Source organism: Cereibacter ovatus, from assembly GCF_900207575.1.
GTDB lineage: Bacteria > Pseudomonadota > Alphaproteobacteria > Rhodobacterales > Rhodobacteraceae > Cereibacter_A > Cereibacter_A ovatus.
Map to the genome: position 1 here is coordinate 1 of NZ_OAOQ01000033.1, position 6,863 is coordinate 6,863.

8 protein-coding genes are annotated in these 6,863 nt (G+C 58.6%); 5 read left to right on the plus strand and 3 right to left on the minus strand.

Translation table 11 applies throughout. From position 1 onward, the window contains the following. Nucleotides 1-587, plus strand: a 587-nt coding sequence (locus CRO07_RS17725; protein WP_204840058.1) for a beta family protein, incomplete at its 5' end; no start/stop codon positions are given. Here CRO07_RS17725 and CRO07_RS17730 read toward each other — a convergent pair. Beyond that, nucleotides 541-1,137 carry a sce7726 family protein gene (locus tag CRO07_RS17730; protein ID WP_097031960.1) on the minus strand — a complete coding sequence of 199 codons (597 nt, stop codon included), beginning with the start codon at nucleotides 1,135-1,137 and terminating at the stop codon, nucleotides 541-543. The two genes, CRO07_RS17725 and CRO07_RS17730, sit on opposite strands and share 47 nt — an antisense overlap. A 580-nt stretch (nucleotides 1,138-1,717) precedes the next feature. Between CRO07_RS17730 and CRO07_RS17735 the strand changes: the two genes are divergently transcribed. The 4 genes from CRO07_RS17735 (at nucleotide 1,718) to CRO07_RS17745 (ending at nucleotide 3,020) form a co-directional block, all read left to right on the plus strand. After that, nucleotides 1,718-2,239 carry a crossover junction endodeoxyribonuclease RuvC gene (locus tag CRO07_RS17735; RefSeq protein ID WP_097031961.1) on the plus strand — a complete coding sequence of 174 codons (522 nt, stop codon included), beginning with the start codon at nucleotides 1,718-1,720 and terminating at the stop codon, nucleotides 2,237-2,239. Further along, nucleotides 2,236-2,436: a hypothetical protein gene (locus tag CRO07_RS17740; RefSeq protein ID WP_097031962.1), complete on the plus strand. Its 201-nt coding sequence runs from the start codon at nucleotides 2,236-2,238 to the stop codon at nucleotides 2,434-2,436. The genes CRO07_RS17735 and CRO07_RS17740 overlap by 4 nt, the downstream gene beginning before the upstream one ends. Further along, nucleotides 2,429-2,593, plus strand: a complete 165-nt coding sequence (locus CRO07_RS18820; RefSeq protein WP_176504625.1) for a DUF6362 family protein — start codon at nucleotides 2,429-2,431, stop codon at nucleotides 2,591-2,593. The genes CRO07_RS17740 and CRO07_RS18820 overlap by 8 nt, the downstream gene beginning before the upstream one ends. A 109-nt stretch (nucleotides 2,594-2,702) precedes the next feature. Next, the gene (locus CRO07_RS17745; RefSeq protein ID WP_235841102.1) at nucleotides 2,703-3,020 is read left to right on the plus strand and encodes a hypothetical protein; all 318 of its coding nucleotides are present in this window, start codon (nucleotides 2,703-2,705) and stop codon (nucleotides 3,018-3,020) included. A 40-nt stretch (nucleotides 3,021-3,060) separates the two neighbouring features. Here the strand turns inward: CRO07_RS17745 and CRO07_RS17750 are convergent, their stop codons facing one another. Next, a complete protein-coding gene (locus tag CRO07_RS17750) occupies nucleotides 3,061-5,373 on the minus strand; it encodes an ATP-dependent DNA helicase (protein WP_176504626.1) in 2,313 nt (770 codons plus the stop codon). Nucleotides 5,374-5,395: 22 nt separating this feature from the next. Continuing rightward, complete coding sequence (locus tag CRO07_RS17755) at nucleotides 5,396-6,679, minus strand: sacsin N-terminal ATP-binding-like domain-containing protein (protein WP_204840059.1); 1,284 nt, start codon at nucleotides 6,677-6,679, stop codon at nucleotides 5,396-5,398. Between the last annotated feature and the right edge of the window lie 184 nt (nucleotides 6,680-6,863).

Sequence of the window (6,863 nt, forward strand, 5' to 3'; positions counted from 1 at the left end):
CATGTAGCTCGCCTGCGTCGATGGAGCCGAAACCAAACCCAGCAGGTTGCGCCGAAAGAAAACTGTTCCGCGACGGCGATTTCTTCAGCACCCTGCTAGACGCCTTCCGGAACTTCATAATGATCGGCACGGCAATTCCTGAGACTTTCAAGGACGTTGCCAAAGGTGCAGACCAGTTGCCCCGCCATGATTGGCTCTTCTATCAGGCACTGCTAGGGAAGATCCCTGCCGGAATGCGTCAGCCCAACTACGGCGACTACACAATTGTTCATCCTGATTTCAAAGCCTTGGATATGCGAATGATCAAGGCTGCGGGTAAACTCGTCTACACGACACCGGGAGATTGGGAAGTGCGCAAGGGAGGAGCATTTAATGATAATCGCTCCCAGATGCATGATCATTGTGCGTCGATCGTGGCGTGTGGCAAGTTCGACGGTGCCGGCTACTCAATTGGCGACGACTATATTGCGAAGTGTGCGGTACATCTGGAGGGCCCAAGCAATCAGACACGCTGGAAGGAGGTGGCGATCAATCACCACATCACGCGTGTACTGGGCGACCTCTCCAGGTTTCTCGCTGCGCCATGAATGAGCGAATTGAAGCAGTGATCTCCCGAACGGTCATCGCTTCGCATAGCATCTCGTAAAGTTGCTTTCTCGGCCGCCGGAGATCCTTAGGGGCGTATCCAGCCTTGTTTAGCAATTCAATGACCTCATCTCGCCAGAGGAGATGCGCCATCATGACTGGATCGATCTCGGGGTTGGTGGCCGCATTTCGGAACACTTGAAAACTGATGCCACCTCTGGGCCCCTGCTCGGCCGCGATCACGCCGCACCATTGAGGTACGTGGTCGATGATGCCTTTAATATGCTTGGGTGCGGCAACAATCGTCAGTTTTTGCAGCGTTCGGCGGTAAATGTCGATCTGTGAGTCGAGCCGGTCGAGGTTATCCTTGGCGCTCTTGATCTCGTAGCCATGAATGCAGCCGTTGATGACGGCAACGTCCACGCGGCTCTTGGCATGCGCGAGGCCAAGTTCATCGATCACCAGAGTGTCTGGTTGAGCCTTGATCTTCCGCAGGCGCTTCGCGTGAAGCGCACGGCGAATATCGGCGTCTTTGGTCAGTGCGTCTGACATTTATTGGTCGTTTTCTCCCTTCGGGTTGTTCTGCCGTAACTCGTTGCATTGGCCAAGCGAAATCCGTCCTCCGACAGCGATTGCGGCACGCGTGCCCCGACGCTGGCGAGGCGCTGTGCCTTGCACGGCTTCAAGAAAGGCCGCCACTCATCACCCTGTCCCAACCTCCCGTTGGTCCCAACCCTGTCCCAACCTCCCGAGGGGGTTGGGGCACGAAAAGACGTTCAAAAACAACGGTGGCCCCAACCTCACCCCGTGGTCCCAACCTTTTGCTACACATTCATGTGGGGGAACGGAAAGGTCGGGAACATGTTTTTCTATACGAAAAGAAAAGGACCCCCGTTGGGGACACCGAGGTTGGGACTACATACAGTCAAGTCATTGAACGTGAACGATAAAGGGCTATCCAAACCCCCTCGAAGGTTGGGACCACGCGTTCCGAGGTCTGGACCGGGGCGGATCGAACGTCGATCACCGCCCGCCGCCGCGTTTCTCGTCGTTTTCGCTTTGGCCGAGGGCCGCCGAATGCTACATCTTGCGGTGACCGAAGCCGAAGGCCCACAACTTGTGAGCCTTCACGATGAACACACCGATCCCCGCGCAGGACATCCGCCCCGAGCCGGGCGTGATTTTCCGGTCCTGCATTCTCGCCCTCGATCTCGGCACAACGACCGGCTGGGCGCTCCGCAGCCATGATGGACTGATCACCAGCGGCACGGTCAGCTTTCGGCCCGGACGCTTCAACGGCGGTGGCATGCGCTACCTGCGGTTCACCAACTGGCTAAGCGAACTCAACCGGCTATCGGGTCCGATCGCGGCGATCTGGTTCGAAGAGGTCCGCCGCCACGCCGGAACCGATGCGGCCCATGTCTACGGCGGTCTGATGGCCACGTTGACCGCATGGGCCGAACTGCGCGGCGTGCCCTACGAGGGTGTCCCGGTCGGCACGATCAAGCGTCACGCCACCGGCAAGGGCAATGCCGAAAAGGCGGCGATGACCGCAGCCGTCCGCGCCCGCGGCTTCAGCCCGGCCGACGACAACGAGGCCGACGCCATCGCCATCCTGCACTGGGCGATCGAGACGAACGGGGGCGTCGCATGAGGTGGCAACCCAGGGGCTACGGTGGGCAGCGCCGGGATCCCGAACAGGTCAAGCGTGAGGGCTGGCAGGAACAGGGGCTGCTGGCGGTCTCGGCCGACGACCACCGCCTGACTTGGCCAGAGCGCGAACTGGTGCGTCAGCTCGGCGAGAAGCTATATGGACCTCGGGCGGGCGACCGGGAGGCCGCGAATGGCTGAGTGGATGCCCACCATGGTCGAGGACCGCCTGGAGAGTGCGGCCGACGTGTTCCGGTCGCTGCCTGAGGTGAAGCCGCAGGGCTACTTCAATGCTTGGCCCGACTATTTCCACAGCTTCGCGGACCAGGTAGGCCAGGAGCCCCGAACGCGCCTATAGTCCTGAGAACGGCGCGGCATTAGGCTCGGCGCATGAACTAAGAAGCCAAAAAACGTATCGTTGCGCAGCTCGCCAAGGCGATGGCGATGCGGTGTGTCCGGATTCCGGCTTGGAAGACCTGCACGCCGGGATTGTGCCCATCACAAAAACCGGCGACTGGTCCGACGTTACTGTCCTCGATGCCGGCGGTAACCGCATCCTTTGGTGCGACGTGTCGCGGATCGACGACGAAGAGATGCGGTCACTCATGCGCGATGTAGTAAATCGCCTTTACACCTTCCAACTTCATGCCGGAAATCCGGCCTTGCAGGCCGAGCTCGAGAAATGGATGTCGGTTGCGGTAAAGTGGGATGAGCCCGAAGTCGACCTTCGGAAAATCGCCGCAATCGACCACAACATCCGAGGATCAAAGAATGGACAGAATTAAGTGAGACTTCCAAGTTTTGCGAATTCTTCCAGCGCACTGTTCAAATCGCAAGGATCATGCGCAGCTTTTCTTCTATTACAAGAGAGTCGATCCCGTTCTCCTCGCTCGTTGTCAGAAGAATCCCTAAATCGCCCTCGCCTTCGTCTTCCGGCAACACTCCCTGAGAGCGGTACCAGTCGAGCTTCGCAAGCCAGCGGCGCCTATAAGCCGGTTCAGACATCATTCCCAGATGCTCGAGAAAGACGCGCCGACCAGTCTCGGCATCTTCAATCGTGAAGTCGGGATATCGGACACTGCCATCTTGCGCATGCAGGGGCTGTTCGTAGGCGTAGTTGATGCCGAGTGCGTGAAGCAGATTGGCAATGATCACCTCCGATTTTGAGCGCACTAGCTCGCCACGGGTGGTGCGGTGAATCAGCCCATCTTCTAGGAATGTACCGACATGCTCGACCGGTTTCGGATCGGCAAATAAATTCGTCAGACGACGGGCAGCCTCAGAATGCTCTGCCAAGGACAGCTTCAATAGCGCGCGAAGATCGCCCTGATGAAGTAGAACCACTTGTTCACGTTGGCGCGTCAAAGCTGTATAGAGCAGTTCACGAGAAAGAAGGCGGCAGGGGCTCGGGATCACGACAAAGGTCATGCCGAATTCGCTTCCCTGAGCTTTGTGAATGGTCAAGGCGTAAGCGAGCTCCAAAGGCGCCTCGCCATCTTGACCAAAATCGCGAGCTTGGAAGCCAAAATGGCAGCCCAGCTGCGACGAAAATTCTACCTGAGCCTCCCAAGGATTTCCCTTATAGGATGCTTTCGCACCCTTGTACTGCCCAACTACAAGTCCAATTTCCCCATTTGCCAGATAGCTGTCAGCGACCTTGGGATAACAAGATCGCTTCTTGTTGATCAAATTAATTACCTTGTCACCATAAAGAATACCCTGCGGCCCCAACGGTTTAAAGACCTTGCGCGAGCCAAAAGAATTGGGCGTAGCCCAAACACGCGCCTGGTGACGGAAAGATTTCTGAAGCCAGCGGTTTAGGCCATCCACGCCGGTCTCACCAGCGCGCACCGGTGAGAGTATTTGCCACGTTTCAGCGTCAGCGCCACCTCCACTTCGGCTTTCGGCGCCCTCGGCATCTTTCTCTAGGCGAGACAGATTGAAGTACACCACTTCTTTGAACGGACGCCCCCCAAGGCTGATCTCGAAAGTGGTGTCGTCCCCCTCGTCGTCGAACCCTTTCTTTCGAGAAATACTGCGCGTCGCCGCCTTGACCTCGGCAAGAAGCTTTGTCTGGAGGTCGGCGTCGCCCTCCCAACGAACCGCTCGAATTCCTATGGCCTTGCCAATCGCTAGACGATCCCAGGCTTCGTCAGCACCAGGATCCGGAGCCTCTCCCCCGAACCACCTCGACAAAATGATGTCGTCGCGTGCTGCTGGCGGCTGTCCTGCCGCGACTGATTGCTCGGTTTGTCGGCGCACCATCTTGAGCTCCGCATATCCCGCCGGCTGTCTGTTCGCCGTGCCACGGTCGTCGTTCAAGTAGCGGACGATGTCGACGAAGGGCCGGCCCGCCCCAATTGGCGGAAGCTGTCTTGGATCGCCCACCAAGATCAAGCGTTCGACCGCTGTTGTTTCGATCGAGTCAAGGGTCGCCGCCAATTGGTCCTCGGTCAGCATAGAGCACTCGTCGATGACTACAGTCTTGAAGCCGCGCTCTCGGTTGGCGTCATCGGTAACTCGATAGGCTCCGGTCAGTGGGTCGTAGCGGCCGAGTGCCAGCAAGAACTGTGCAAGTGTGTAGGCTTGCGCATTTCCGGCCCGCCTCTGCATCTGAACCCGCGCCTTCCCTGTTGGGGCGAGCAGGAGCACCCCTCCGGTAGCGACCGATGGCAAAGATAGGAGGGCCGTCAGTAGGCTCGTCTTACCAGTACCGGCAGGCCCTATCAGAACCGAAAAGCGAGACCGAAATATCTCCTCTAGCGCCTTGGCTTTTTCGACCCGCGCAAGCTCCTCCGTCTCGGAGTCGCTCGCCGCCGCAAACGGCGGAAGCTGTTGGTCGATAAGTGCTCGCCAGTCGTGCTCGCCAGGATGTCGTTTACCCGCAAGGCGTCGTTTCACACGGGCCGATATGAGGTCGCGTGACTTTGCATACTGCTGGAGCTGCCATGCTGGGGTGCCATCCGCCATGAGGGCGACGGCTATCCTGGCCTTTAGGAATGTGCCAAATGCTTCGATCCAATCGGCACCGATTGCGCACTGAGGCGAGACTTCGAGGTCGCGGACCCGTTGCACGAGCCAAGATTGGGGAAGCAAGGTATGCCCTTCAGCCGCTGCGCGATCGAGCGTCGAAATCATCAAGGCTCGACCGCGACGGGGATCAATAGCTTCCCGACAGCCATTCATCGGCGGGCGGCTTCGCGAGGACCTGCATATCCCGGCGCCTTGCTTCCTCGACGAGCGCCTTCAAACGCGAGACCCTTGCCTCGGAGGAGTAGCAGTCTGGATGCAGATAACTTTCTCTCGCATCCGCGCCTGCTAGATTGGCCCACGATCTGCAGATTTCCGTGTTCTCAACAAAATGCCGAACAAGCTTGCTTGGGTTGCGCGGGATACCGTTTACGTCAGGCAAGACCTCAGACGAAACGATCTTGTCCCAGAGAGACCGAACAAGGGGCACGGCGATTTCGTCCTGCCGTTCCGGTTGACGCGGGAACGCACTTACTGCGGCCCCGCAGTCCTCGGGTGTCGACAGCGCATTGAGAGAGCCGCTGATCAGATCAGCCGCTGCCTGCATTATCGCTTCGTTCCATGGTCCCCTGATCAGGTTGGTCCTGTCACTATTGAGCTTCCAAGGAGCATTGAGAATGCCCGAAGTGCGGCTCTGCGTTTCGGTTGGAAAAAACGCCCAGAAGCGACCAGCCTGTTCACGACCACCGACCGGCACTGCCCAAGACAGTGGCACCTGCTCCCTCGCCTGGATATGAGTTGCGTCGGAGCGCGCGGCCTGGCTTTCGACCTTGGCCGAAGCCTCGAAGACCTTCCATCGGGCCTCGTTGGTTCCGTCACCCACAACGGCAAATCCGTCTTCAAACCGCTTGGTCAAGAGACGGGGTGCAGCCCCTTCAACTTCGAGCTTGAGGGAGATAGCCGAGGGCAAGAACAACAGGAACTCTGCCGGAAAATCGGCAATTTCCTGGCTCAGTCGGTCGAATGCGGCGTCATCCGATATCTCCGCCGAGACGACCGTGGTCGCCCAGCTCCACCTGCTTGTACTGAAGAGTGGACTGCTTTCGGCAGCAGGGTCCAGTACCTCAGCAAGTCGCATGCCAGGGGCCGGTGCGTTCTTGGCAAGACCAAGATGTCCTCGAATGCGATCACGGCAGGCTTCGGGGTCGAAGCGCAGTCCTACTGATCTGGATGTCAGGTCAACGCGACCGCCCAGCTTGAGCAGCGACTTGAACCCGATCCCAAATCTACCGATCTGATTGCCGCGCTTGGGTGAGCTGCGCGCATTAAGAAGCGCCACAATCCCCGGTTCGTCCAGAGCGGCCCCGGTGTTGGCTGCCTCAAGACGATGAGGGGAGAGAAAGACATGAATTCGTCCTTGCGACTCCGCGGCCTCGAGGATCGCGTCGGCTGCATTCTGCACCAGTTCGTACAACTGACGGTACGCGTACCCGCCAGACAGAACTTCGTTCTCGGTCTCGAAATGCTCGGCCGCGTCTCGCGGCTGAGCTTCGTAGGCCCTAACAGGGTGCTGAAGAAATCGCCGTCGCGGAACAGTTTTCTTTCGGCGCAACCTGCTGGGTTTGGTTTCGGCTCCATCGACGCAGGCGAGCTACATG